Consider the following 24,916-nt stretch of genomic DNA (forward strand, 5'->3'; position numbering starts at 1 on the left):
GATCAATACCCCCGCAACGCACAAATGGGCTGAGGCGATCCACCGCCAATGCCCAGATGCGCGAGGGCTGTCTTGGGTGTCGTGACAAGACGATTCGGCACGTGCGGTGGTGCTCTTCGGTGACCGGATTCCTGACGGTGCGCTCCACCCGCAGGGGGGGCGCTACGCAGCTTGACCAAGGATTCGAGTATATTCGACACGGTGCTATTTCTGGCAGACCGGATTGGTGTTGCCATTATTGCCGAGAAAAGGTTTATCAAATGACCGAGCAGCGCCCTGAAGTTACCCTCCTTGCGCGCCTCAAGAGGGAATTATTTTCATGCTTCGTTTTGTGAGTGACTGCATTTGGATTTATCATTAGGCCATAATCAAGTCTGTTATTAGCTTCTAGTAAATGGGTTGTCCATAGTTAATGAGTCTGGTTGCTGTCTTTCGTAAAATATATACGACTAAAGTGTAGGCTCTGTATTGTTTTTGTCCACCTTTTGCAGCAGTGCTTTAGCGTTGCGCTCACGGTCAACGATGAATAGCAAGAATATAAACCAAGCCGCTCCCAGAATGCCGGCACTTACAGCGATGAATCTTTGAGACTTAATGGCTTCTTCTATTTGTGGATTTTGGTTTCCCAACACCAGATCGCAGATAACCTCTTTGTCCCATTCATTGGCGAGCGGGGCGGTATCTGTGGAAAATAGGCAATATTCTGTATCGATTATCCAAGATTCTGAGAGCCAATCCAAAGCTTTTCCGGTAGAACTCCTGGCTTGGTTCTCTTCAACCCAGAAACTAGTCTTGGTTTTGTTCACGGTGTAAAAAGCCAGTCTGGCATCGACAAATACCGCCCAGACCTCAGTCAGTATTGCGATACCTGCCAAGATGCTGGCGCGCATCGTCCACCGGTGCCACGGTGTAGGAATCGCAAATTCGAGTTTGTTTGCGTTGAAGTAGCGTCGCGCACGGCAGAGTTCCTCGATAGTTAATTCATGGTGATCTAACCAAGACAAGAATTTTGTCATATTACGTGAGGTTCGGAGGTTCATGCCGAACCACAGGTTAAATCGTTGGAAATCTTCATGCGCTTTCCAATGACGTTGGGCGGACTTGCTATGAAAGTCTTTTGCTCCCCCTAAAATTTGATGGCCACGGTATACGATATAGAAAAGCGCATTCGTTCTTCCTAGAACGTATATCGCCAAGATGAGCGCTCCGAAGTATGGAGATATTTTTATTCCAGCATCGATTAGTTGAAATGGAGAAATTGCGAGCGGTTCTGACAATGCGCTGCTTCCTGTATGGTAATGTAGGTTTGTCGAAAAGCATAAACTATTTTTTTGGTGCTTGGACATGCCGGCGTTGAAATCTATATCAACAACAAAATGATAGGGCCAGTAGTCACTGCTACGGCAGCCCCAAGGATCATTGTTGCGTTGGAATTACCGGGCGACGTGATCCTGGGGTAGTGTCTTGCCGATATTGTAACGTGCATGCAGGTCGTTGCCTCCAGTACCAGCCGCTCCCGCTTCAAATCCGGTTTGCGTTCGCTTTCGGTGCGAATGCTTTTCAGGCAATGTATCCTCGGCGCTATATCCAGCCGCCCTCCCTTTGCCAGGAATGCAGGCGTATCGCTCAAGGAGACGTTGATGAGCATGAAGATCGAGGCGGTTGTCGCCCGAAAAGTCGGCTTTGCCTCGCACCAGAACGCTGTTCCACTGCTGCGTGAGCTTAGTATCAGGAACGAAGGAGACGTGCCTGAGCAGGGCTTAGTACTTACGCTCACCACTGATCCTGAGTTTGTTGAAACCCGTACTTGGCACATCGACCGGGTCAGTCCTGGTGATCGACTCACCGTTAGCGATCGCGATATCAGGCTAAATGCGAATTACCTGGCTGGTTTGAGCGAAAGCTTGGCCGCAGAAGTAATATTGCGATTATTCCAGGGCGATGAGCTGCTTGCTGAAGAACGCTTGCCGACTGAGCTCTTGGCGCGGGCAGAGTGGGGTGGCCTCAATGCTATGCCAGAGCTACTGCCGGCCTTCTGTATGCCTAACGATCCAGCCGTCGATCGGTTGTTGAAGGCGGCGTCAGACGTACTACGCGGTGCAGGAAAAAAGATGGCATTGATGGCTATGAAGGAAAATCTCGCACGCGGACCTGGGAGCTTGCGTCTGCTATCTGGTCAGGTGTGTGCAGCTTTAAGCTGAGCTATGCGCTGCCTCCGGCGAGTTTTGAGCAGCAGGGGCAGAAAATCCGCACGCCCAGTCAGGTTCTGGAAAACGGTGTTGCCACGTGCTTGGACAGCGCACTGTTGTTTGCCGCGGCATTAGAGCAAGCCGGGCTTAACCCTCTAGTAATCATGACCAAGGGGCACGCATTCACCGGAGTCTGGCTACAGCCTCAGGAATTCTCACAATTGTTGACCGATGAAGCGTCGGCCGTTCGTAAACGTCTCGATCTTAAGGAACTCGTGGTTTTTGAAACCACATTAGCTACGCAATCTCCGTTTCCGAGTTTTAGCCATGCCGTTTCTGCTGCCGAGCGCCAACTGAGCGATGACGACTTCGTCATGGCAATTGATGTACATCGCGCGCGCATGCAAAAGATCCGTCCACTTTCGGCGAGCGTAGCGGCTTACGATGTTCCCGTAGAATCGGGACAACAGCCACAGCAACGTGAAGTGTTAGAAGAGGCTCCGTCGTTGCCAGGCTTCGACGTTGAGATCGTTGTGGAGACCAATGGTGCCGCAGGTAAGCTCATCTTGTGGCAACGTAAGTTGCTGGATCTCACTACGCGCAATCGCTTGTTACACCTTCCGGACAGCGCGAAAGGTGTTCGTTTGATGTGCCCGGACCCTGCGGGGCTTGAGGATTTACTAGCTAGCGGCAAGCGTATCCGGGTAGTCCCGGTGCCTGACCTCAGGAGTGGCGGTCGTGACCCAGCGTTGTATGAGCAGCAAAACAGAGAAAACCTCTTGGAGGAGGTGGCCCGGCAAGCGCTGGATCGCGGTGAGGTACTAGCGAACCTGGAAAAGACTAAGTTGGATGCCATCTTGGTCGAGCTCTATCGAAAGGCGCGGACTGATCTCGAGGAAGGTGGTGCGAATACGCTGTTTTTGGCTATTGGGTTTCTGAAGTGGAAGAAAAGCGCGGATGACCCCAAAACCTACTCCGCGCCATTGGTCCTGTTGCCAATAAAACTTGAACGCAAAAGCGCATTGTCGGGGGTGTCTGGGCCTATAGCTGCCATTCATAATCAACAGTAAACCACCCATTGCAGACGGTCGCGCCCGACGCAGTCGATCAAAATCATCTGCTGATTCAGGGTTTGAGGGGGCGGGAAAAATTCAGACGCCTTGAGGATCGATGACTCAGCTCTTGTAGAGTAACGCTTCAACTACAACGCCAAACGCTGACGAATGTTCACGGCGATTGGGGTAGTAGAGATGGTAACCGGCAAAGGGTTGGCACCAATCTTCCAACACCCGTACAAGGCTACCGTCGGCAAGCTCCTTCACCACCATGTCCTCTGGCAGGAAAGCCAAGCCACATCCCGCCACGGCCGCACGCAGAATTGGCACGCTGCTGTTGAATGTCCATTGGCCTTCGACGCGGGCCTTGAGTTCGTGGCCATCCTTTTCGAAATCCCATTGCATCAGGCTGCCGTGAGTCGGCAGGCGCAGGTTGATGCAGTTGTGCGCCGCCAGATCTCCCGGTTCCATCGGGTAGGGCCGATGCTGGAAATACTGCGGCGAGCCGACAACGGCGATGCGTAACGATGGCCCGATCGGCACGGCGATCATGTCCTTAGCCACCTGATCACCCAGACGCACACCCGCGTCATAGCGCTGCGCGACGATGTCGGCGAGGGCGTAATCGACGGTGATTTCGACCTTGATGTCCGGGTAGTCGGGCAGCACCTTCAGCAGCTTCGGCCAGAGAATATTGTTCGCCGCATGCTCGGACGCCTGAATCCGCACATTGCCGGCGGGGGTGTCGCGAAACTCGCTGACTGCAGCCAGTTCCAGTTCAATTTCTTCAAAGCGCGGCGCCATCGCTTGATACAGGCGTTGGCCCGCCTCCGTTGGTGAAACACTGCGCGTAGTCCGCGTCAGCAAGCGCACGCCCAGCCGGGTTTCCAGTGCCCGCAGAGTGTGGCTCAGCGCTGACTGCGAAACGCCCAGTTGCGCGGCAGCACGGGTAAAACTCCCTTCGCGGGCGATGACCACGAAGGCTTGCAGGTCGTTGAGATTGGGGCGGGACATTGATGAGAACCTCTCATGAGGAGCGCTTGATTATTCCATGAAAGCAGGTCGCGCACGGATGCGCGACCCTTGGCGCGCTGATCACAAGGTGCGTGCGTAAAAATCCGTCAGTTTGCCGATCGCCGCATCGACATAACGCGGCACCCAGTAGGTTTCAATGTGGGTGGCGCCATCGATGATGAACACTTCCTTGTCGGTGGTACCGGTGGCTTTGGGGAACGCATCCTGAGTCATGTACAGGCTGTCGGCCTTGCTGCCGGCGATCATCAGCAACGGTTGATTGATCAACTCGATATGGTCGGTGGCGTCGAAACGCATCAGGTCGATAAGGCTGCTGGTGGTGTATTTGAAGGTCGAGTTCGGGTGCGCGTGGGTTTTCCAGTAGTACTCATAACCTTGGCGATACAGTTGGAAAGGCAGTTTGGCAATCTGCTCGTCGGTGAGGTTGGCATCCCCCGAATACAGCACCGCGCCCCCCGCTGCTTCTTGCGCGCGGGCTGCTGATGCCTGTTGCAAACGTTGCTGGATGCTGTCCATTTGCGAGTCGTTGTAGCCGTTGCGGCGTACTCGACCCGAGTTGAACATGCTCACCGTCGCCAGGGATTTGAAGCGTTTGTCGGTTTGCGCCGCCGCCAACGAATAACCACCGCCGCCACAAATGCCGAGCAGGCCCAGATGCTTGTCATCCGCGCCAGCGAACTGGCTGATGAAATCGGCCATGCCGTGAATGTCTTCGATGCGATACCCCGGTTTATCGATGCTGCGCGGCTGACCACCGCTGGCACCCTGATAGGCCGCATCGGCCGTGATGGTGATGTAGCCCTGTTCGGCGAGGCGCTGGGCATACAGACCGGCGACTTGCTCTTTCACACCGCCGTTGGGATGCGCGACGACCACGGTCGGGTAGGTCTTTTTCGCGTCATAGTTGGCCGGGGTGTAGACGTTGGCAGCAACGTCCAGGCCGTTGAGCTTGTAGCTCACCGGATGGATGTTGACCTTGCCCGGTTCGTTTTTGCTGATGGCGCCGTCGTAAACGAGGGTGAACGGGTTCTTCTTGTAGTCGGCGGCCAAGGCTTCGCCTGCCGAGAGGCCGACCAATGCCGACATGAACGTGGCTTTGAGGGTGTTCTTCACGTGAAGCTCCTGAGCAAAAAAAGGCGGCAGTTGCAAAAGTATTTGGGTCAGTCGAGCTGTTTCTCTTTGAGGAATTGCGCGACCAGGCCAGCGATCTGCACGTTGTTCAAATCCGACATAGGGAAATGGGTGTTGCCGTGAATGCCAATCTCCGGCAAGTGGATCAGTTGCACATCACCGCCGTGGCGATTGACCGCGTCACGCCACAGTCGGGCCATTTTCAGGCGCGCGCGCCAACTGTCCTGAGCGGGCAGATCGACTGCCTGTTCCGGGATGTTGTCGCCATACAGGATCAGAATCGGAATGCGCGTCAGTGCCATGAACTGCTCCATCGGCACCGCTGCGCCTTGCACCGTGTCGAACGCGCTGGGGATCGGCGCCGGCACTTCACCGTCAGCAAACACGAAACTGCTGCCCGGTTCGAACGCCACGATGGCTTTGACCTTGTCGTTCTTGATCGCCGTCAACCAGCCCGGCCCGCCACCCTGAGAATGCGTAAACAGGATGCCGGGGCCGATTTTGTCGAACAGCGCCGACACACCGTCGGAGACCACGCCCATGTCAAACGGCCCGGTGTTCGGCGTCATTGCCCTGAAAAACTGCTCGCGGGTCTGGGCGTCCTGTGCCACTTGCACGCCGTTGAAGTAGCGGGGCCAAAGGCCGATGCGGAACTGGTTGAACCACAGTTGTTCGTCCGGCACAGGCTTGATGGTGGTCTCGACCATGCTGCGCCCGGCATCACCACGCCGGGGCTGATCGATCAGATAGACGCCGTAGTGGCGGCGCAGAAAGATGTTCTGAAAACCCTCGCGACCATCGGCGGTGGTTTCCCAGGTCTTGGAAAACTGACCCGCGCCGTGCCACATGACGATGGGCAGTTTTCGCGCGTCCACCGGGATTTGATAGAACGCGTAGGCGTGGTCGCCGTGGTAGGTCTGGCCGTTGGGCGTCATCGGTTGGCGCGGGTTGAAGGTGCCCGGTGCCGTGGTCATCGTTCCGCCTGCGGCGAAGCTGCCTTGTTTCTGGATCAGCAGCGGGCCTTCGGAGTGGTTCGCGCAGGCCGCCAACAGGCTCAGCAGCGTGACGCTCAGTAAATGCTTTGCAGATTTCATGTCATTTCCCCGCTGTTGCGAGCGCTTGGGTCAGCGCTGCGCTTGCCCGCTTGGCAGTCTGTGTATCGCCATGCTTTTCAAGCAGCTCGGTGACCTGGCGCAACTGTGCCGCACTCAGCCCGACGCGCAGGCTCGCCGCCATGTGCGAACGCAGTTGCGATTCCACGCCCGGGGTCGCTGCCAGCGCCCCGACTGTCGCCAGTTCGCGGCTTTGCCAGTCGAGGTTGTCGCGCTCGAAGATGTCGCCGAACAGGTGGGTTTGCAGGAAACGGTTGATCACCGGGGCGAACTCGAACACCGGGCCTTTGACCGGTGCGCCCGAGATCTTGGTTTGATTCGCCGTGCCCGCGGCCAGTAGCTCATCCCCGACCGGAATTGCCCGGCTCGGCTCACGCCCCGGCGCATCATCGATGCCACGTTGTTTGCGCGCCTGTACCACGGTCATCAATTCATTCAAGGCGTTGAGGCTGCGCGGGAAGCCGACGTAGGCGTAGAGCTGCACAAGAACTTCGCGGGTTTCGCTAATGGTCAGGCCGGCATCAAGCCCTTGGTTGAGCGCCGTGTTGAGGCTGGGCATGTCGCTGGTCGCCATGAACGCCGCGATCAGTGGAATGGCTTGTTGCTGGCTCGACAAGCTGGCTGCGCTGGCGGGTGTGCTGGTCATGGTGGGCGAAGCCTCGGCTGCTTGAGTGGTGACGCTGAACATCGCCCCGACGCCAAGGCAGAGCGCCATGAGTGTGGGGAGAGCAATGCTGTTGCGGGTGTCAGTGATCATCGTGAAGGGCTCCATCCTTTGCAGGGCGCTGCGGTGTCGCTGAATCGTACGGAGGTTGGTTATGGCGATTAACCCTGATATTGCGCATGGGTTCCTGAGCAGAACTCATGAGTCGACGTTGCAATAACCGCTGGAATCCCGGTGCGGGCCTGTTGTTACGGGGCCTTGAGGTTGCGTGGCGGTTTGCCGCGAACGTGCCGGTCGAGCAGCTTCGACACATTCCGTAACTTCATTTACCGGCGTATTGCCCATCCGAGACCTGTTCCGCCCAGGTGACGGTCTTACCATCCTCAGCCTCAGCGATGGCGATATGGGTCATGCCGTTGCCTGCCGTAGCGCCGTGCCAGTGACGGGTGTGCGGCGGGATCCAGACAACATCACCCGGACGGATCTCCTGACGCTGCCCGCCCTCTTGCTGCACGTAGCCGACGCCAGCGGTGACGATCAGCGTCTGTCCCAGCGGGTGGGTATGCCACGCCGTGCGTGCGCCGGGTTGGAAGGTCACCGTGCCGCCGCCAATACGCGCGGGCGCATCTCCTTTGAACAGGCCATCAACGCGCACCGTACCGGTAAAGTTTTGCGCCGCGCCCTTGACCGAGGGCTGCGAGCCGTTTGGCGTAATGCGGATTTCGCTGGCGGCCTGGGACTCTGCCGCCATCAGTGACAAAGCAACGAGTGGCGCAATTAATCGGTTCATCGGATTAGTTCTCCGGTCAAACAGGGAAAGCGACGCCGCACATGGCGCCGCGTTGGGCAGACTCAGAGTCCGGTCATTTTCAGTGCCGACTCCGGCAGACGTTCGCCGTGCACCTGAATCTGCGCCATCTGTTCGTTGATCACGCGCAGATCGTCGCCGGTCAATTGCAGCTCGACCGCGCCCAGGTTTTCTTCAAGGCGATGTTGTTTGGTCGTGCCCGGGATCGGCACAATCCACGGTTTCTGTGCGAGCAACCAGGCCAGTGCCACTTGCGCCGGCGTGGCGTGTTTGCGTTGCGCGACGGCTTTCACCACATCGACCAACGCCAGATTGGCCCTGCGCGCTTCAGGGGAAAAGCGCGGGACGAAATTGCGAAAATCGCTCGCGTCGAACTGCGTGTTCTCGTCGATCTGACCGGTGAGGAAACCGGCGCCCAGCGGGCTGAACGGTACCAAGCCGATCCCCAGTTCTTCCAGCACCGTCAGCAATTCCAGCTCCGGGCCGCGCCAGAACAGCGAATATTCGCTCTGTACCGCCGTGACCGCCTGCACCGCGTGCGCCCGGCGAATGGTTTCCACACCCGCTTCAGAAAGGCCGAAATGCTTGACCTTGCCCTCGGCGATCAGATCCTTGACGGTGCCGGCCACGTCTTCGATGGGCACCTGGGGATCAACGCGGTGCTGATAAAACAGGTCGATGCAATCGGTACGCAGACGCTTCAACGCCGCTTCGGCCACGGCGCGTATATGCTCCGGGTGGCTGTTGGTGCCGCCACCACGTGCGCCGGTGATCAGGTCGATATCGAAGCCGAACTTGGTTGCGATGACGACCTGCTCGCGGATCGGCTGCAAGGCTTCGCCCAGCAGCTCTTCATTGGCGAACGGCCCATACGCTTCAGCGGTGTCGAACAAGGTGACGCCTTGCTCGTGGGCCGAACGAATCAGCTTGATCATGCTGGCTTGGTCGGCTGCCGGCCCGTAAGCCGAAGTCATGCTCATGCAGCCAAGACCCAAGGCGGACACTTCCAGGCCATTGCCCAACGTGCGGATTTTCATGATGTCACTCCGTACAGAATTCGATTAATGCGTGAGAGGGTGATCGTTCAGCCAGCCGTTCACGCGTTCCATGGTCTTGCGCTCCTGCTCACCCTCCATCACAAATCCTTCCAGCACTTTGGCCTTCGGCGCGTGCTTGACCAGCACACTGCGGCTGTTGCCCAAGCCATAACCGCCGTGGGTGTTGAAGGGGATGAGGGTCTTGCCGGTCAGGTCGTGGGCGCTGAGGAATGCGCGCACGATCGGCGGCGCGGTTTCACCCCAGATCGGAAAACCGAGATAGATCGTGTCGTAGTCGCTGAGGGCGTGAACCGTGTTTTGCAGGTCGGGTTCGAAGCCACTGTCACGTTCTTGGCGCGCTTGTTCCACGGTTTGCAGATAGTCCTCGGGGTAGGCGTGGGCGGGTCGAATCTCGAACAGATCGGCACCCAGTCCACGCTGGATCAGCCCAGCGACCACGCGGGTATTGCCCGAGCGCGAGAAATACGCGACCAGAATCCGCGAGCCGGAACGCGGTGTTTCACGGGCGCCTTGCGTGTCGGCGAGCGACAGCAGCGGGGCGCTGGCCAGTGCGGCGATCACCGTGCGCCGTAGCGGATCGTGATCGTTGCTCATCGGCCGACGCGCGCCTTGAGGGCCTCGGAATAGCGCTCGCCTTCGATGCGGATCTGCGCTAGCGCCGTATCAATGGCCTTGAGTTCGGCGGCGTCTAGGGTGATGTCCGCGCCGCCGAGGTTTTCTTCCAGGCGATGCAGTTTGGTCGTGCCCGGAATCGGCACAATCCATGGTGCCTGCGCGAGCAGCCAGGCCAGCGCGATCTGGGCCGGTGTCGCTTGTTTCTGCGCGGCGATCTGCCGGATCAACACCACCAGGCCCTGATTGGCCTGCAGCGCCGACTGGCTGAAACGCGGGACGATGCTGCGGAAGTCGTCGCTGCCGTAAGTGGCCTCCGCCGACACCGTGCCGGTGAGAAACCCTTTGCCCAATGGACTGAACGGTACGAAGCCGATGCCCAGCTCCCAAAGCGTGGGCAGGATCTCCTGCTCGGGCTCGCGCCACCACAGCGAGTATTCGCTTTGCAGCGCTGTGACCGGCTGCACCGCATGCGCACGGCGAATGGTCTGCGCGCCAGCCTCCGACAGGCCGAAGTGCTTGACCTTGCCTTCGCTGATCAGATCTTTCACCGCCCCAGCGACGTCTTCGATGGGCACGTCCGGATCGACGCGGTGCTGATACAGCAGATCGATGTAATCAGTCTTGAGTCGACGCAATGAACCCTCGACAGCAACCCGGATGTGCTCGGGGCGGCTGTTGAGAATCTGCTGTTTATTGTCGCCGCCGAAGGTGAAGCCGAACTTGGTGGCGATCACCACTTGATCGCGCACTGGTGCCAGGGCTTCGCCTACCACTTGCTCGTTCAGATAAGGGCCGTAGACCTCGGCGGTGTCGAAAAAAGTCACGCCAAGATCGAACGCCGAACGAATCAGCGCGATCGCTTGCGCAGTGTCCGTCGCCGGGCCGTAACCATGGCTCAAACCCATGCAGCCAAAGCCGAGTGCCGACACTTCAAGTGTGCTGTTGCCAAGTGTGCGCTTGTGCATTTCGTTCTCCCAAGCTTGCGTTGGGGAACAGTAAGCGCGCTAACGACTGAGGACTAGACGGGTAAATCGGCAAGGCTTCATGAGGTTTGCTCATCAGTCCCGGGAAAGGGGATGTGTCGACTATCGAATGAAGGCCTGCCTCACGGTACGCCATCACCGCTCGCACACAAAAAATCTGACACTCTCGTTCTGGGGGGGCTCCAAATTTCCTGTCTGTAAAGGCACAAGGAGTTAAGGCTTAGCTCAGTAGTCAGCTCGCAGAAAAAGAGCTGGCCGGCACGGCAGGCGTACGGCTGATTGACTGTGATGGGCTTCGGGCCGCTTACGTCCAATTACCTGTGGGGGCGAACCAAATCGCATAGTCCAAAGCCACCTGTTCTTGGCCCTTGATACGCCCCAAGAACAAGTCCAGAATCAAGTCTTTTCCTGCCCCGGCAAGATAATAAACCCCTTACATTTCAATGAGTAGGACACCAGATACGAGTCTCGTTTCCCGCTCCAATTATTTTTCTATAGACTTCCATTGAAGTATGTAGAAACCAAAAAAAGAGGCTTCGGCCTCTTTTTTTATTCCAGTAAAGTCCATTCTGATACATCAATAGCCACGACTTTTTAGTACATTATTTAGTACATCAATTCGATGCTTGGTAAATCATTTTTTAGAGCTGCTTGACCCTCTGAAAGCCCTACAACACTCCTTCATTCATATGAGTAGAGTTAGTACGATGGTTCTTACCAGTACGGCGATCCGGCACGCCAAACCTCGCGCCAAAAACTACACCCTTCCTGATTTTGACGGCCTTGCTCTTTTCGTGAATACGAAAGGCACCAAGAGCTGGCACTTCCGCTTTTCTTGGGCGGGCAAGCAGCCTCGTATTTCGCTCGGTACTTATCCTGAAATAGGTCTACGCGATGCTCGCGTTCTGCGTGATATCGCCAGGGCGCTGATCGCGAAGGGTATCGATCCCCGCGATCAGCGACGCCTTGAGCGCAATGCCAAGCTGTTGACCTGCAAAGCGCCTCCTGAGCATCGTTTTAGCGTTGATGTGCTGCAAATCCTCGGTCCTTGAGGGAGGGGCGCGGCATCATTCGAAGGCGTGCCTCTTAACCCTATTTATGCCTCGGGATGAGTGAAGGGTCGGACAGGTGCATTCTGCCGTCCAGGTTAGCCAGCCACTACACCTGGTTGATTTGTCCAGCGTGCCCCTGCGTAGGTTGGGCGTCACCAGCAAGCAATTGATCGACACTGAGAAAGATCAATGCCCCGCGTCGCGCAAATGGGCAGAGGCGACCCTCCGTCACTACCCTGATGTGCAATGGCTGTCGTGGGTGTCGGGACAGATGACCCGGCACGTGCGGTGGTGTTTTTCGGTGACCGGATTTCTGAGGGTGCGTTCCATCCGCAGGGGGGCGTCACGCAGCTTGACTGAGGATTCGGCTGTGTTCGACACGGTGCTAGATTTGGCGGACCTGATCGGTCGTCATCATCGCGGGAAAAACTGAGCCAAAATGACCGAGCAGCGCCCCTTGAATTCGCTCTCTAAAGCCGAACTTGGCGCCAATCGCAGCATCGCGCAGCCGATTTTTATCGGGCGTAAGAATTTCTCGCCCGCGGTTCACCGGCAGGCAGGTAAGAAGAGGTACGGGCGCGCGAGTACCGTGCAGTGAGATTATAGTTCAATAAAAAGTTCGATTTCCTTACTTTCCAAATAAAATAAGGAGTAAAAGATACAAATAATCCCCAAGGCCACGACAGATGTATTTAAAACAACGAAGGCGAGTGTTTTGGGAGTGGTCCGATAGCGAGCTTCACAATCGTTGTCACGATGGCTTGCTCTCAGACGGTGGGCAGATTGATGTGCAGGTGCGGACTTCCCGCACCGGGGCGGTTCAATTGTTTGTTGGTGCATACGACGGAGAAGGTTCGATGCTTTTTGAGGAGTACTACAAGGAGCGGCCGGGGGAGTCTATGAGTACAGCGCTAGCGTTCGGTGTAGGGAGGGCAATGACTCTCACCTCGACGAAGCTGTTACCCCTTCCATCTACGGCTCGACTGGGTATTTATCGCAAGGCTTGATGCCTACAATTCCGCAATGTAGCCCTGTAGATTACTTAGGCCACGTGGAGCGGCGGGTCCCGAGCTGGAAGGCGCCTGGAACTGGAGCAGCGTCTGTCGGCCAACGAACAGACCCATTAAGGAACTGAGCGATGCACAACGAATCAGGCTCGTCTACGTGACCGCCTTGCCACTTCTGGCCGGCAGTTGTCAGTCCTCCTCGAGAATTCAGTCGATGGCTGCTCAGTGCTTACCGCCACCGACGCCGTGATTCATGGAGGAGCAGAGCCCAACTCGCCCCGGCGCATGCTCAACGAATCGATATCACCGACGACGGTGACCGGACTGTAATTAAATCGAGATCGTGGTCTGCTGACAGCGCCACTGTGCTACGCGACTTCTTGCGGTTTTCAACGCATGTCTTGAACAAGTCCGCTCGCAGCACCTGAATGCCAAGATCGTGTCCTTAGGCTTCTCACCCCAACGCCATGCGCTGAGCGACGGCACGGCGCGCTCCCTCAAACCTATCTATGCATCCAGATGAATGGAGGCTAGGCTAGGGCTGGGGTTATCAAAGATATGCTAGGATTGGATAGCGCAGATAACTGATGAGGAGATTTCCATGAGCGTTACAGAGCAGTCGGGCGTCTCCACCTTGGTCGGTACGCCTAAGGAGATTCGGGCTAGCTTAAGCCGCTCGCATGCGGACCGAGTGCTGGTCGTGTCTTTCGATCAGGTTAACCTCAGCGTATTTGAGGCGTTGGCGGAAAACTTCGCCAATGTGGCTTCTTCGATGTACGAGGTGCTGCAGGAGCGTCAGGACCCGAAGTCGCTGGAGCGACTGGCCGAGGTGTTTGTGACGCGTAAGCCGCCTTCGCCTCGCTTGCTCAAGGAAGCGGCAATGCTGGTACAGGCTCGCAAAGCGGTGTTGGAAAGCGGTGACTGGCTGACCGCCGCAGACATCGCCCAGGTGGCCCAGTTGAGTACTAGAAACCCGAGTGCCCAGCCCAACAAATGGAAAAAGCAGGGGCAGATCTTTGCCATCAGCCACGGTGGGGTCGACTATTTCCCTGGCTACGGCTTGGACCCGGACGCGGGCTATCGGCCGTTCAAGGCACTGGCCAAAATCATTGAGGCTTTCGCTGGCCACAAGGACGGCTGGGGGATGGCTTACTGGTTTCGCTCCGATAATAGTTTTCTGGGCGGCAAAAGACCTCAGGACCTGTTGGCATCGGCGCCTGATCGGGTGATTGCTGCTGCACTGGATGAAATCCAGGGCATTGTCCATGGCTAAGCAGCGTACCGAGTCCAGTGAGGGTAGGGCGACGCCTTCCACGGATTTGGCGGCGTCCGTTACCCCAGTGCCTGCGGCTACGTTGCACGTCACTTTCACCGTGATCGCCAAAGGCGATGTGCTTCACCGTGTGCATCAGGATAAGTATCAGCCTGATCAATTCAATCCTGGTGTGCACGGCAACGCACGCTTCAGCCCGATCCAGGATGATCAGGGGCGGGCGATTCCCACCTTGTATGGAGGCACGACAGTCGATTGCGCCTTGATGGAGACCGTCTTCCACGACGTTCCCCATACGGCTGGGTTTAAAAGCTTCGACAAAGGCAAGCTGACTGGACAGGTGCATTCTGCCGTCCAGGTTAGCCAACCGCTGCACCTGGTTGATCTATCCAGCGTGCCACTGCGGAAACTGGGCATCACGCGCAAACAATTGATCGACACTGAGAAAGATCAATATCCTGCGACGCGCAAATGGGCCGAGGCTATCCACCGTCAGTGTCCAGATGCCCAAGGGCTGTCTTGGGTGTCGCGACAAGATGATTCGGCACGTGCGGTGGTGCTCTTTGGTGACCGGATTCCTGACGGCGCACTCCATCCGCAGGGGGCGTCATGCAGCTTGACCGGCGACTCGACTGTGTTCGACACGGTGCTCAATCTGGCAGAGCGGATTGGGGTCGTTATCATTGCGGGAAAAAGCTGAGTCAAAATGACCGAACAGTGGCCTCTGGAATCCGCTCTCTGAGGCTGAAATCGCCATTCAATAGTCATAAGATCTTGCTAAAGACGGGGGCTTTAATAGGGGCATTAATGGTAATTTCCGTACAAATTTTACGTGGTGTCGACGGCCAGACACGTTTCGCGTACATCCCAAGGAAGGGGCGGCGCCTGCCACAGAGCGCAGCAACAACGATGGCTGGTTCCGTGCTGGCCTAGAAATGCGGAGCTCGTTATGGACGTCAACCAGATGTTAAGTGATGAACTGGTGAGCCGGCTGGAAGAGAAAATTCCAGCCATGGCGAAAGGCGCGATTAAGGCGGCCTATATCAATACGCTGGCGGCCGGACTCAGTGTGATGGAAATCAGGGATGGCGTGCTCGTTGAAACAACGGCCGATGGTCTGCACACGGTTATTCGGATGGCCAAGCCCAAGCATAAGGTAGCTTCGGGCAGGATTATCAAGGTGCGCCACCTTTCATAACGGGAGGTTGAGAGCGCCCGTATCTTCACGATGTCGCCGCGCACCGCGCGGGAGTTCTGACACTTCGGCGAGTCCAGCCTTTATGCTGTGCAGGATAACCGCCAAGCTCGCCATCGCATGGGCCGTTAAATCAGTGACCCTGGGTTCTCAGCTTAGCCAAGCCCTGCTTGATGTGTCCGGCATTCTCTCCGATGGTCTGAAGTGCACCTCGGACGTTGGCACCAATCTCCGCTGCACCTTGGTCTTCTACCTTCAAGGTCAGCTCCATCACCGCGGCCTCCAAGGCGAGCTGATTTTGGTACAGCCGCTCAAGAACATCAGAAAGTGAATATTCGCTGGGCATTGTTTTCGACTCCAATCGAGAACTCAAGAGCGTAGCAGCGGAAGGGGTGGAAACAAAAGGGCGGTTGAATAAGCGAGCGCTTGCTGTGATTCAGTGGCAGTAATCGGCCATATCCGGACATTCGTGGCAGCCACAAAATCGCCATCGTGACTAGCTACGGTTGCAGATCCCAACCCTGAGAAATGGCAGGCGTATCGGAGTCGCATCCAATCCTTCTCAGAGCGGCAGTGACCGAATTTCATGTCGCAGATAATTGAGCACCTGCGACAGACTCACGCGACGCCGCAAAGCTTTATCCTGCGGTGCGAGCGCAACGTCGCGTAACTTAGGATTTAAGCGACGGTGGCTTGGTGCGACAGACAACGATCTGTCGCAGGTGATACCGAATTGACCCAGCTGCTGGGGTAACGTTGACACGCGTCAACTCTCTAAAGATCCAAAGCCAATAATGGTTTACTTCATAACCGCTTGAGGCAATGATACATTAGCTACTGGGTTAATCATGCTCCAGTGGCAACACGTAGTGAAGAACCAGTCCGACAACATGCATTTGCTATGCATTTCAGCCTCGGTATAACTCCGGAATGCTGACATACTCTTTCGCTCTACCGCTTACTCCAAAAAAGTACTCATGAGGTTGAAAGTCAATCAGTGGAACAATCCTAAGGTAGGATATCAACTCATATGCTAGTTCAATAAGAGGAGGCGTATAATTTTCTGCCTCTGGGTCTGATATTGCAAAAGCTACAGCATTTCTTGGAATTACCGTTACATGCTCTTTGCTATCAACGTATCTAAAAGATGAAGCTCGGACATCGATATAAATATTTGGCCACAGATTTTTATCAGGCGTTTTCTCAAAAAAACTTATAAATTCATTTTTTAAACTTTTACTCGAAAGTGACCGCTCTGTTAATATGGCACCAAAGACTTGATGCTGAAAATTATTTTTATCATAGGCGCCTCGTGGAGATACGATTATATTCCTTCCTCGACTTGAGCGGTCTAAAGATTTTACTGATTTGATATTATTAAAAGCTTGATTTAAAGTTTTTGCATCAGATATAGAAGCCTTATTTTCGATAACAGCTACAACAGACTCAATCATGAAGTGCTTTATATTTCCAACCTCAAGAACAGAATGGTAGTCACTTCTGTAAATAACAATATCTATTTGATTACTTATTCCGCCTACTGTATCTATAACAAACCCGGTATCCACAGAAAATTTTGATGGAATGATCTTTCTTAAGAAACCTGAAAGAATTTGCTCTCTAGCTCTTCCATTTTCACCTGGGTGCTTGATTTCTCGAGACAATTCAAGCTCATCCAAAACTCCTTTATTCAATGAGTTTACTATTTTTCTAACTATTGAACTCATTCTTACTCCTGATTATTGCATAACGCCGAGCTAAGCGGCAGTTTGTAAGTCGTATTTTTGTGGATTACTTTTGCGCAGCAAAACCACAAAGCCATAAATTAAAAATTTGTCCAGCGCCAAAGGTGCGATGCTTGAGCGGCCTGTTATAACTTTACTTGCAGTAAATCAATAAAATATACGCGACGAAAAATAATAGCATAGCGAATATTAGTAGTTTTTGAGCCAATATATTGGCTTTTTTATTGGTGCTTTTACTAAATTTATCATTTATCCATGCTGATCTTCCAGTGTATGTAACGTCTACTAGCAGCATTAGCAGGGTTAGGCAAAGGCAAATTATTATTGCTTGTATATATAAGTAAAAATTCTTCACTGCTAAAGCTATGACAACTGTTATAAACATACCGTAGGTAAAAGATAAAATCTGACCTAAATTTTCAGCTGTCCTGGTGAGAGTGGACTCCTTAAACTTGAGTAGCAACATCAATAAAGCCAATTCTAGGCTTGCAAAACCACTAGCCCAATACAATGGCTCTGAAACAAAGCCATCTAGCGCTTCGGAATAATCTTTAAATGATAGTAGAGGTAACAAAAATACGCCGAACAAAACAATAAAAGGTGTGCGAAAACCTACTCCGGTCAAAATTTCTCTCCTTGCTTATAACTTTTAGATTAAGGGACTACGGCACGCAGTCCCAGGGAGCGAAGCGAAGGATTTTAACCACTTTTTAGGCATTTACCGCGGAAATTTAGGAGCACCAGCGAATAAATTTTCCGTAGCAGCGCCTTGTTAAGTGTTAACCATCTCTGGGTTTGGCACAGCATTATGTAGGAAAAACGCTGTGTGATCTGCCGCATTTACTCCACCATCATGTACAGTCCCTAAATCTTCAGGTATACGGGTGGAGATCGATTTCTTCGTCTTAGCCACCCGATTTTGCATACGGACGTAAGTCGTAGCAAGCCAACGCTCCCCTCTGCCGCAAGCGCTAACGATTCGCTATGCCAATACCAGAGCTTGCCTCTGCTACTGAATTGCCCCTGTTTCCCTGGACGCACCTGACTGGCTCCTTTTGGCCGAAAGGCGCCTGACGCGAATGGCAGCAATCACCCGGAGCGGTCCTTAAAATTTGCTCGTGGCAAGAAGGCCTGCGCTTGGATCCTGCGCACTCGGTTGTGCATAGAAATGCTCGGACCAAATCTTTACTCTATTCAAGTATTTAGACTAATCTCTTGCTACTCCACAGGCATCAAAATTCGCGCTTCAATCCCAATCTCTTGGAGAAGGAAAAGCAGGCCCCCGCCCTCGATGAGCTCGATGGGCTTGTCCTTCGCGAACTCAAACGCGTCGGGGCCATAGCCGCTTGTCGTGACCAAAATTCCCTTATTGGCGCCTTCATTCATCATGGTCCCATAGAGGTCCCTGACTGCTGAAACGCCAACTGTGTGCTTGTAACGCTTTGCTTGGATAACTACCTTGCCGCCTAATACAGGACGAGGGTCGTAAGCAATGCAATCGACTCCTCCGTCACGCGATGATCTGGTTAGTTTTGACTCTAACCCCATTTTTCCGAATAGATTTGCCACCAGCGCTTCAAACTCATAGGGGTTGAGATCCATTAAATTTGTTGCTGAACTGAGATTTGAGGCCAGATCCTGCTGATCCACGAAACGCTTGTCGACCATGTTGAATTCAATAATTGGTCTAACCGGTTGCGCTTCGCTTGGGGATCGGGAGACATGTGCGCCGAGGTTTCGCAGACAGACGGCACGATCCACGCGCGCAAGATCAATCTCCATGAATGTTTCACGCGTGGTGCGCACAGACACGAGATGAGGTTGCACCTCCCGGCCAGTTGCGGGATCAATGGTGTTCACATAACCGTTGAAACAGCAGACCTCTAGGAACTCTCCTTGGTCTGCCTCGAAAAGCTCATGAAGACACCTAAGTGCGAGACTTGCGATGAGGTCGGCATATAAAGATTTGATCTCAGCTGGCTTGCGCTGTTTAGTGGAAACCTCGTCTTTCGATTTTATGTAACGATACTCGGCTACATCAGGAATGATATCCGAGGTGGGCAACTCGTATTCCACTACAAGCTGTTTCGATTCAGGCAGGAACGCCAAAGAGAAATTTTGCGGGAACCCTTCTGGATAATCGGACTTCTCTAGGACCATGCTGCAATAAGCGACAATTGATTCGGGGTCTCCTTCATAGTACGAGTAGCGGAAGGCATCGACTTCAGAGTCGCGGAGCGCCTTTTTCTCCAGGAACGCCGACACGCCACGCTCATAGGTCTCTCGCGCGTTCTTCAGCATTTCCAGACGCTCGACATCCTGGGCTTTATGCTCTTCCTCGCTTAATTGAAATCGTTCCTTAGCGGCTCTCAGCTGATCGGCATGCCTTACTTTAAACTTTGGTATCAGTGAAAGATACCAAGGCAAGGGGGCAACTTTGGAAGTAAAGAATTGCAGTGCTGGGCCTTCAATTACCGTTGTTAAAGATTTTGCTGGTGTGAATGGGGGCGGATTGTCAGTGATACGAAGCGAGTCGAACGTGACGGTGTCATCAACCATCAGCGTTGACGATAATATGGATTGTAAACCACCTATCCAAGATCGAATGGTTGCGTTACCGTCACGAACCTCTTGCTCACGAAACTCCATGTAGTTTTGTTTAGCGGCTCGCTCAGATTGGCGGTCATATCGTGCTTGGTCACGCTCACGAATCGCCTGCGCTCTGAGCCGCTGACGTTCCGCGCGTTCAGAGGCACGTAGTGCAGCGCGACGTTCCGACTCGTTCAGCCGTTGCTGCTTGGCTGTCTCCCGAGCAATTGCTCGGATCACCTTTTCGAATCCACTCCGATTGGCCATGCTTGCCTCCTTTCTGATGGCGTGATGGTATCAAAAAAGAAGTGCGGCGGAGGACACGAGCGCTTCGAATTTAACGGCCAGAGTGCGAGTTGATGTGACCGCTTTTGGCAGTTTTCTGCCTGTCTTGACGGCCGCGAACGACCCTGAGTGGGAAAAGAAGGACTTCAAGCTGCATCACATCTAAAAGATGCTCGCCAGCAAGCCAAGGTGCATCAGCAATGCGAAAGGCAAGCAGGTCACACTGGTACGGTCGCGCAGCTCGGGGGAGGTGTCTTCCATGATGGTGATGAATACGAGGTTATCGATGTCGAGCACATTCCAGCACGATCAGGGCAGCAGGCTCAGCCAGGCCGTGGGGGCACGATTCAGTTTGCATTCCTGTTGATGCCAACAACAAATTGAAATATTTCATTGCTGCCGTTGAATCGGGTGATAGAGTCTGGTATCCAAGATAAGATGTCACGGGCTGATATGCCCAACAAAATTAAGCCAGGCGGGTAAGAACGGAATGCTCTTTCAGCGCTTACTCGCACCACCAACCTGTTTCCATTTAGCCGTACTTAAGCACTGAGCTAGCTTTCTAGCTGCACGTCCAGATTGGTGATCTGCCCCATATTCGCCTGCGGTGGATCTAAGAGGTCAGCCTGCTTGTGAACTCAATCAATCCATTTCTGGGTCATTTCGGGATCCCGCAACGAAGCAGATCCAAAGGCGATCTTCAACACCTTTTAAGGCCCGTAAGCGCTCGGCGCGTTCCCAGCACTCGTACGAGGGACCATCTGAGACGACGTCGTGTTTCCGCTTCTCGGGCGCGTTCAGATCGACGTTTTTCTTCCTCTTCCAGTGGCGTTTTTCGCCTTCTTTTATTTGCAGGCAGCGAAAATAAACAAGGCCGCAAATGCGGCCTTGTTCTACGTCTATTCCTTACGCAACAGCACCCTGGTCACCCGGCGTTCTTCAACCTCCATCACGGTCATGCTCCATCCCTGCCAACTCAGGGTATCCCCAATCATCGGCAGACGATCCAGCAGGCTCATCACCAAACCAGCCAGCGTCTGGTAATCCTCCGTCGCTTCAACCAGGAAGCCGATGTGCTCGCGAATCTGACTGAGATTCAAGGCACCGCTGACGAGAAAACCGCCTTCCTGGGGGACGATGTTCGGGCCTTCGATTTCACTGGCATCCGGCAGCTCACCGGCAATGGACTCCAGGATGTCGGTCATGGTGAGAAGGCCGACGAAGTCACCAAACTCATTCACCACAAACGCGATGTGGGTCGACTCCTTACGCATTTGCTCCAATGCATTGAGGATCGTGAAGCTGTCGAGCAGGTTGATGGCTTTGCGCGCCATGATTTCCAGGTTCGGCTGATTGCCCGCCAGTATTTCCTTGAGCAGTTCCTTCTTATGGACAAAGCCTAGCGGCTCATCCACGCGTCCTTCTCGAATCAACGGCAGGCGTGAATACGAAGAGTGCATCAGCGCCGTACGGATGTCTTGCGCAGCATCTGCCAAGTCAAGGTGGTCGATTTGCGCCCGAGGCGTCATCACGCTGCGTATCGGGCGCTCAGCCAATTGCAGCACGCCACTGATCATGACCCGCTCGCGCCGATGGAAAACCTGTTCCGGTTCGTCGCCTTCCAGCATGTCGGCGATTTCCTCGCCGACTTCATCGGCGTCCAGTTTTTGGCCACCCAGCAGGCGCAACACCGCATGGGCGGTACGCTCGCGCATTGGCCGTAGACCTTGCAGGCTTTTCTTGCGACGCGAGCGCGCCAACTGGTTAAACAGTTCGATCAGGATCGAGAAGCCAATCGCGGCGTACAAGTAGCCTTTCGGAATATGGAAGCCCAGGCCTTCAGCAGTGAGGCTGAAGCCGATCATCATCAGGAAACCCAGGCACAGCATGATAACGGTAGGGTGGCCGTTAACGAATTTCGTCAATGGCTTGCTTGCAATCATCGTCAGGCCGATGGAGAAAATCACCGCGATCATCATCACCGACAGGTGCTCAACCATACCCACGGCGGTGATCACCGCATCCAGGGAAAAGACCGCATCCAGCACCACGATCTGCGCAACGATAGGCCAGAACATCGCATAGGCGGCATTGCCGGAACGTTGTGCCACGTGGCCCTCGAGTCGCTCATGCAACTCCATGGTTGCCTTGAACAACAGGAACACACCACCAAACAACATGATCAAGTCCCGGCCCGAGAACGTCTTGCTGAAGACCTCGAACAGCGGGTTGGTCAACGTCACCATCCAGGAAATGCTGGCGAGGAGGCCAAGGCGCATCAGCAACGCCAGGGACAGGCCGATGATACGGGCACGGTCGCGCTGCTCGGGCGGCAGTTTGTCAGCCAGGATGGCGATAAATACAAGGTTATCGATGCCGAGCACCAGCTCCAGCACGATCAAGGTCAGCAGGCCCAGCCAGGCCGTGGGGTCAACGATCCATTCCATGGATTATTCGCTTCCTCGGACGGCCAATACGAGGGAAGGGGACTGCAACGAGTGTATGCAGGGCGCTGCTGGAGCGCTGGGGGGAAAGCGGTTCTTCGAAAGGCGACAGGGAGGTTCCTGGAGGGTGTTCATACAGACCTGGAAATAATTTTGGGAAGAAATCCTACAACGGTTTTAACAATTCATACGAGGCGATTTATTACAGAATCTGACAGGCCCACGCACCGTGAGAACGGCGTGTCGTATCTGCGATGGACAAAGGGCCGCATTTGCGGCCCTTTGTTTTATGGCATTACTCGTGCGAGTGCCCATGACCCGAGCTTTCGGATTCAGCAGGCTTCTCGCCGCCACTGCAGGCGGTCATCAGGCCGATAAAACAAATCAGAAGCACGGAACGGAGCAGCGTGGTTGAGGCGTTCATTGAGTTTTCCGTAAGAATTAAAAATGTGTTTCGACTGGAATCAGCGTTTGACGCTCAGGTAATCACCTGTCGTTTTCAGCGATATAGTCACGTCGTTATTCGTGCGATTACGCCAGAACCAGCCATGGGTGCCGTCGAACAGAGCCGTGAATTCGCCCTTGTCGCCTTTGACCTGCTTGGCTTTGGAGTAACTGTGGAAATAGCCCTTTTCGCCGTTGTAGGGTTCGCCATGGGTGTCATGGTTTACCGGCCCACCAGATGCCGCCCATTCATAGCTGACGGTGGTGTTCTTGAGCATTTCCAGCTTGATTTCTGTCCCTTCACCAGGTTTTAGCGTGACGGTCATTTCATCTGTCTTCAGGGCTGGGTCGGGCTGGGCGGCGGGTGGAGGCGCAGGTTGAGCCGCGGGAGTGACCGCTGCAGTCTGCGTAGCCGGAGCTGGAGTCTCTTGCACCGGCTGCGGCGCTGCATCCGCCAACGCCTCTTGGGCGAGCGTGATCTTCATTTCGCCCATTTGCGTCAGGCCCAGTACACGGCCCACGCCTGTTGGATCAATCGCATATTCCGAAGGCATAACGACGGTGACCAACAAGCCGACCGCGGTCAACAAGGCGATGACAGTCGAGCGCACCAGTTGGCGGGTGCTGGGTAATTCATTAACAGTGGGAAGTGGCGTATTGAACATGGTTGAAATTCCTTAGGCTGAGGCAAACAGGCCGGTGATCTGGTAACCCATCAAAAGGAAACCGGCACTCATCATGGCGACATTGGCGGTATAGGCGTGCCGCCAGAAACTGCCGGTGCGCCGCCAATACCCCATCAGAATGAGAATGGCGCTGAGGGCCAGCAACTGGCCGATCTCTACGCCGACGTTGAAGGCGATCAGGTTGGGAATCAGGCCGTCGGACGAGATCTCGTATTCCTGGATTTTCGTTGCCAGGCCAAACCCGTGAAGCAGGCCGAAGATCAGCGTGGCGACCTTGGTATTGGGCTGGAAACCGAACCAGCGCTGGAATGCGCCCAGGTTATCGAGCGCCTTGTACACCACCGAGAAACCGATGATGGCGTCGATGATGTATGAGCTGATACTGACCTCGGTCAGCACGCCGAGCAGCAGCGTGACCGAGTGTCCGACGGCGAACAACGTGACGTAGAGCCCTACGTCCTTCAGGCGATACAGGAAGAAAATCACCCCGAACAGAAACAGCAGGTGATCGTAGCCCGTCATCATGTGCTTGGCGCCCATGTAGATGAAGGGCAGCAACATGACGCCGGAGCTTTCCTGGATGAAGCCTTTATCGCCTTCAGCGACGGCGTGAGCGAGAGCTTCGGGCATTCCGAGAAGAAATGACGCGAGCAAGAGAAACAACAGCAGTAGTGGGCGACGCGATGGCGCAGTGAACGCGCCGACGCCACTCATTGAGTGCGAATACATGGATAAAATCCTTCGTTGCAGTGATCAAGGGCCGCAGGGCGACCATGTCAGGAGGCAAGCGAAGGACGAGGTGGACGTTCGATCAGAAAAATGGGCGGACGAGGAACGGCGTAACCAAGGGCCTCGGCTTGTGGAGAGAGCTGTGGCTGGGCCGCCAGGATCAGCGTGGCGGTGAGTTGCGGCGTCTCGTGCTGATGATCGGGCGTCAGGGGGGAGTGATAGTGATCCGAGCAGTTTGAACAAGACACGTTGGCCTGCTCATCATGGGAATGATGATGAGCATCTTGTGCGACATCCCAGGAGGGCTGTTGCGACATCATCGACAGCGTACGGGTATGCCCGGCCCAGGCCATGAACATGGCGAAAGCCAGCGCGAATACCACTGTCGTAGTCAGTGTTCTGCTGAACATAGTGTCGTGTTTCGACTCGTTGTTTTGGATCGTGATACGTTTGCCATATCCCCCATGGGGGGATAGGATTGCCAGCGTAATTCATTGAAGTCCGAGACTCAAGTCATGAGTGACGAGCACGAACACAGCCATCCCCATACCCACCAAAGCCATGAAGCAATCATCAAGCGCCTCAAGCGGGCGGACGGTCACCTGCGCAGCATCATCCTCATGATCGAAGAGGGACGTGAGTGCGTGGATATCGCCCAGCAGCTGCATGCGGTGGAAAAAGCGGTATGCCAGGCCAAGCGTACGTTGATCCAGGATCACATAGATCACTGCCTGGAGGACACGGTTTCGGCGCTGAACAAGGGTGAGCGCGCACCGCTGGAAGCCTTCAAGCAAATCACCAAGTACCTCTAGGCCCG

23 protein-coding genes and 3 pseudogenes are annotated in these 24,916 nt (G+C 54.8%); 8 read left to right on the top strand and 18 right to left on the bottom strand.

The genetic code is table 11. From position 1 onward, the window contains the following. Positions 1–449 precede the first annotated feature (449 nt). Complete coding sequence (locus tag MKS85_RS08060) at positions 450–1,277, bottom strand: DUF6216 family protein (RefSeq protein WP_047882660.1); 828 nt, start codon at positions 1,275–1,277, stop codon at positions 450–452. Between the two features lie 363 nt (positions 1,278–1,640). Between MKS85_RS08060 and MKS85_RS08065 the strand changes: the two are divergent. Beyond that, a pseudogene (locus MKS85_RS08065) lies at positions 1,641–3,226 on the top strand (DUF4011 domain-containing protein); the annotation flags it as partial. A gap of 138 nt (positions 3,227–3,364) precedes the next feature. On the opposite strand, the gene MKS85_RS08070 reads toward MKS85_RS08065, so the two are convergent. The 8 genes from MKS85_RS08070 to MKS85_RS08105 form a co-directional block, all read right to left on the bottom strand. Further along, positions 3,365–4,258 (bottom strand): LysR family transcriptional regulator, encoded by an 894-nt coding sequence (locus tag MKS85_RS08070; RefSeq protein WP_047882661.1) that lies wholly within the window; start codon positions 4,256–4,258, stop codon positions 3,365–3,367. Positions 4,259–4,339: 81 nt separating this feature from the next. Then, positions 4,340–5,392, bottom strand: a complete 1,053-nt coding sequence (locus tag MKS85_RS08075; RefSeq protein WP_047882662.1) for an alpha/beta hydrolase — start codon at positions 5,390–5,392, stop codon at positions 4,340–4,342. 47 nt (positions 5,393–5,439) lie between these two features. Further along, positions 5,440–6,384: an alpha/beta fold hydrolase gene (locus MKS85_RS08080; protein ID WP_177329705.1), complete on the bottom strand. Its 945-nt coding sequence runs from the start codon at positions 6,382–6,384 to the stop codon at positions 5,440–5,442. Between the two features lie 121 nt (positions 6,385–6,505). After that, positions 6,506–7,279, bottom strand: coding sequence for a carboxymuconolactone decarboxylase family protein (locus MKS85_RS08085; protein ID WP_047882664.1), 774 nt, complete (start codon positions 7,277–7,279; stop codon positions 6,506–6,508). 229 nt (positions 7,280–7,508) lie between these two features. Next, positions 7,509–7,976, bottom strand: a complete 468-nt coding sequence (locus MKS85_RS08090; RefSeq protein ID WP_047882665.1) for a cupin domain-containing protein — start codon at positions 7,974–7,976, stop codon at positions 7,509–7,511. 62 nt (positions 7,977–8,038) lie between these two features. Next, a complete protein-coding gene (locus MKS85_RS08095; RefSeq protein ID WP_047882666.1) occupies positions 8,039–9,031 on the bottom strand; it encodes an aldo/keto reductase in 993 nt (330 codons plus the stop codon). 24 nt (positions 9,032–9,055) lie between these two features. Continuing rightward, a complete protein-coding gene (locus tag MKS85_RS08100) occupies positions 9,056–9,646 on the bottom strand; it encodes a flavodoxin (RefSeq protein ID WP_047882667.1) in 591 nt (196 codons plus the stop codon). Continuing rightward, on the bottom strand, positions 9,643–10,632 hold the full coding sequence (locus MKS85_RS08105) for an aldo/keto reductase (protein ID WP_047882668.1): 990 nt from the start codon (positions 10,630–10,632) through the stop codon (positions 9,643–9,645). The genes MKS85_RS08100 and MKS85_RS08105 overlap by 4 nt, the downstream gene beginning before the upstream one ends. Before the next feature lie 725 nt (positions 10,633–11,357). Here MKS85_RS08105 and MKS85_RS08110 point away from each other — a divergent pair. From MKS85_RS08110 to MKS85_RS08135, 6 genes and pseudogenes are all read left to right on the top strand, one after another. Then, a pseudogene (locus tag MKS85_RS08110) lies at positions 11,358–11,624 on the top strand (Arm DNA-binding domain-containing protein); the annotation flags it as partial. A gap of 517 nt (positions 11,625–12,141) precedes the next feature. Continuing rightward, positions 12,142–12,300 carry a hypothetical protein gene (locus MKS85_RS08115; RefSeq protein WP_177329712.1) on the top strand — a complete coding sequence of 53 codons (159 nt, stop codon included), beginning with the start codon at positions 12,142–12,144 and terminating at the stop codon, positions 12,298–12,300. Positions 12,301–12,388: 88 nt separating this feature from the next. Beyond that, the gene (locus MKS85_RS08120) at positions 12,389–12,709 is read left to right on the top strand and encodes a hypothetical protein (protein ID WP_013692855.1); all 321 of its coding nucleotides are present in this window, start codon (positions 12,389–12,391) and stop codon (positions 12,707–12,709) included. A 601-nt stretch (positions 12,710–13,310) separates the two neighbouring features. Next, positions 13,311–13,982: a hypothetical protein gene (locus MKS85_RS08125; protein ID WP_047882825.1), complete on the top strand. Its 672-nt coding sequence runs from the start codon at positions 13,311–13,313 to the stop codon at positions 13,980–13,982. Further along, the gene (locus tag MKS85_RS08130) at positions 13,975–14,682 is read left to right on the top strand and encodes an RES family NAD+ phosphorylase (protein WP_047882826.1); all 708 of its coding nucleotides are present in this window, start codon (positions 13,975–13,977) and stop codon (positions 14,680–14,682) included. The genes MKS85_RS08125 and MKS85_RS08130 overlap by 8 nt, the downstream gene beginning before the upstream one ends. A gap of 249 nt (positions 14,683–14,931) precedes the next feature. Beyond that, positions 14,932–15,180 carry a hypothetical protein gene (locus MKS85_RS08135; protein WP_047882827.1) on the top strand — a complete coding sequence of 83 codons (249 nt, stop codon included), beginning with the start codon at positions 14,932–14,934 and terminating at the stop codon, positions 15,178–15,180. A gap of 130 nt (positions 15,181–15,310) precedes the next feature. On the opposite strand, the gene MKS85_RS08140 is transcribed toward MKS85_RS08135, so the two are convergent. From MKS85_RS08140 to MKS85_RS08180, 9 genes and pseudogenes are all read right to left on the bottom strand, one after another. Beyond that, a complete protein-coding gene (locus MKS85_RS08140) occupies positions 15,311–15,523 on the bottom strand; it encodes a hypothetical protein (RefSeq protein ID WP_047882828.1) in 213 nt (70 codons plus the stop codon). A 562-nt stretch (positions 15,524–16,085) separates the two neighbouring features. Further along, entirely contained in the window at positions 16,086–16,904 is an 819-nt protein-coding gene (locus tag MKS85_RS08145) for a DUF6602 domain-containing protein (protein ID WP_144419325.1), read from the bottom strand. A 151-nt stretch (positions 16,905–17,055) separates the two neighbouring features. Beyond that, positions 17,056–17,547, bottom strand: a complete 492-nt coding sequence (locus MKS85_RS08150) for a hypothetical protein (protein ID WP_047882829.1) — start codon at positions 17,545–17,547, stop codon at positions 17,056–17,058. A gap of 593 nt (positions 17,548–18,140) precedes the next feature. Further along, complete coding sequence (locus MKS85_RS08155) at positions 18,141–19,778, bottom strand: restriction endonuclease (protein ID WP_047882830.1); 1,638 nt, start codon at positions 19,776–19,778, stop codon at positions 18,141–18,143. Between the two features lie 186 nt (positions 19,779–19,964). Then, positions 19,965–20,147: pseudogene (locus MKS85_RS08160) on the bottom strand (hypothetical protein); the annotation flags it as partial. 548 nt (positions 20,148–20,695) lie between these two features. Next, the gene (locus MKS85_RS08165; RefSeq protein WP_310662802.1) at positions 20,696–22,243 is read right to left on the bottom strand and encodes a TerC family protein; all 1,548 of its coding nucleotides are present in this window, start codon (positions 22,241–22,243) and stop codon (positions 20,696–20,698) included. A 461-nt stretch (positions 22,244–22,704) separates the two neighbouring features. After that, positions 22,705–23,349 (bottom strand): hypothetical protein, encoded by a 645-nt coding sequence (locus MKS85_RS08170; protein ID WP_047882832.1) that lies wholly within the window; start codon positions 23,347–23,349, stop codon positions 22,705–22,707. A 12-nt stretch (positions 23,350–23,361) separates the two neighbouring features. Beyond that, the gene (locus MKS85_RS08175) at positions 23,362–24,099 is read right to left on the bottom strand and encodes a HupE/UreJ family protein (protein WP_047882833.1); all 738 of its coding nucleotides are present in this window, start codon (positions 24,097–24,099) and stop codon (positions 23,362–23,364) included. Positions 24,100–24,146: 47 nt separating this feature from the next. After that, positions 24,147–24,458 carry a hypothetical protein gene (locus tag MKS85_RS08180; protein ID WP_223194375.1) on the bottom strand — a complete coding sequence of 104 codons (312 nt, stop codon included), beginning with the start codon at positions 24,456–24,458 and terminating at the stop codon, positions 24,147–24,149. Between the two features lie 156 nt (positions 24,459–24,614). On the opposite strand from MKS85_RS08180, the gene MKS85_RS08185 reads away from it, so the two are divergent. Next, on the top strand, positions 24,615–24,911 hold the full coding sequence (locus MKS85_RS08185; protein WP_014338967.1) for a metal-sensing transcriptional repressor: 297 nt from the start codon (positions 24,615–24,617) through the stop codon (positions 24,909–24,911). The last annotated feature ends 5 nt before the right edge of the window (positions 24,912–24,916 follow it).

The sequence above is a fragment of the Pseudomonas sp. JL2 genome (assembly GCF_031570495.1).
GTDB lineage: Bacteria > Pseudomonadota > Gammaproteobacteria > Pseudomonadales > Pseudomonadaceae > Aquipseudomonas > Aquipseudomonas rhizophila.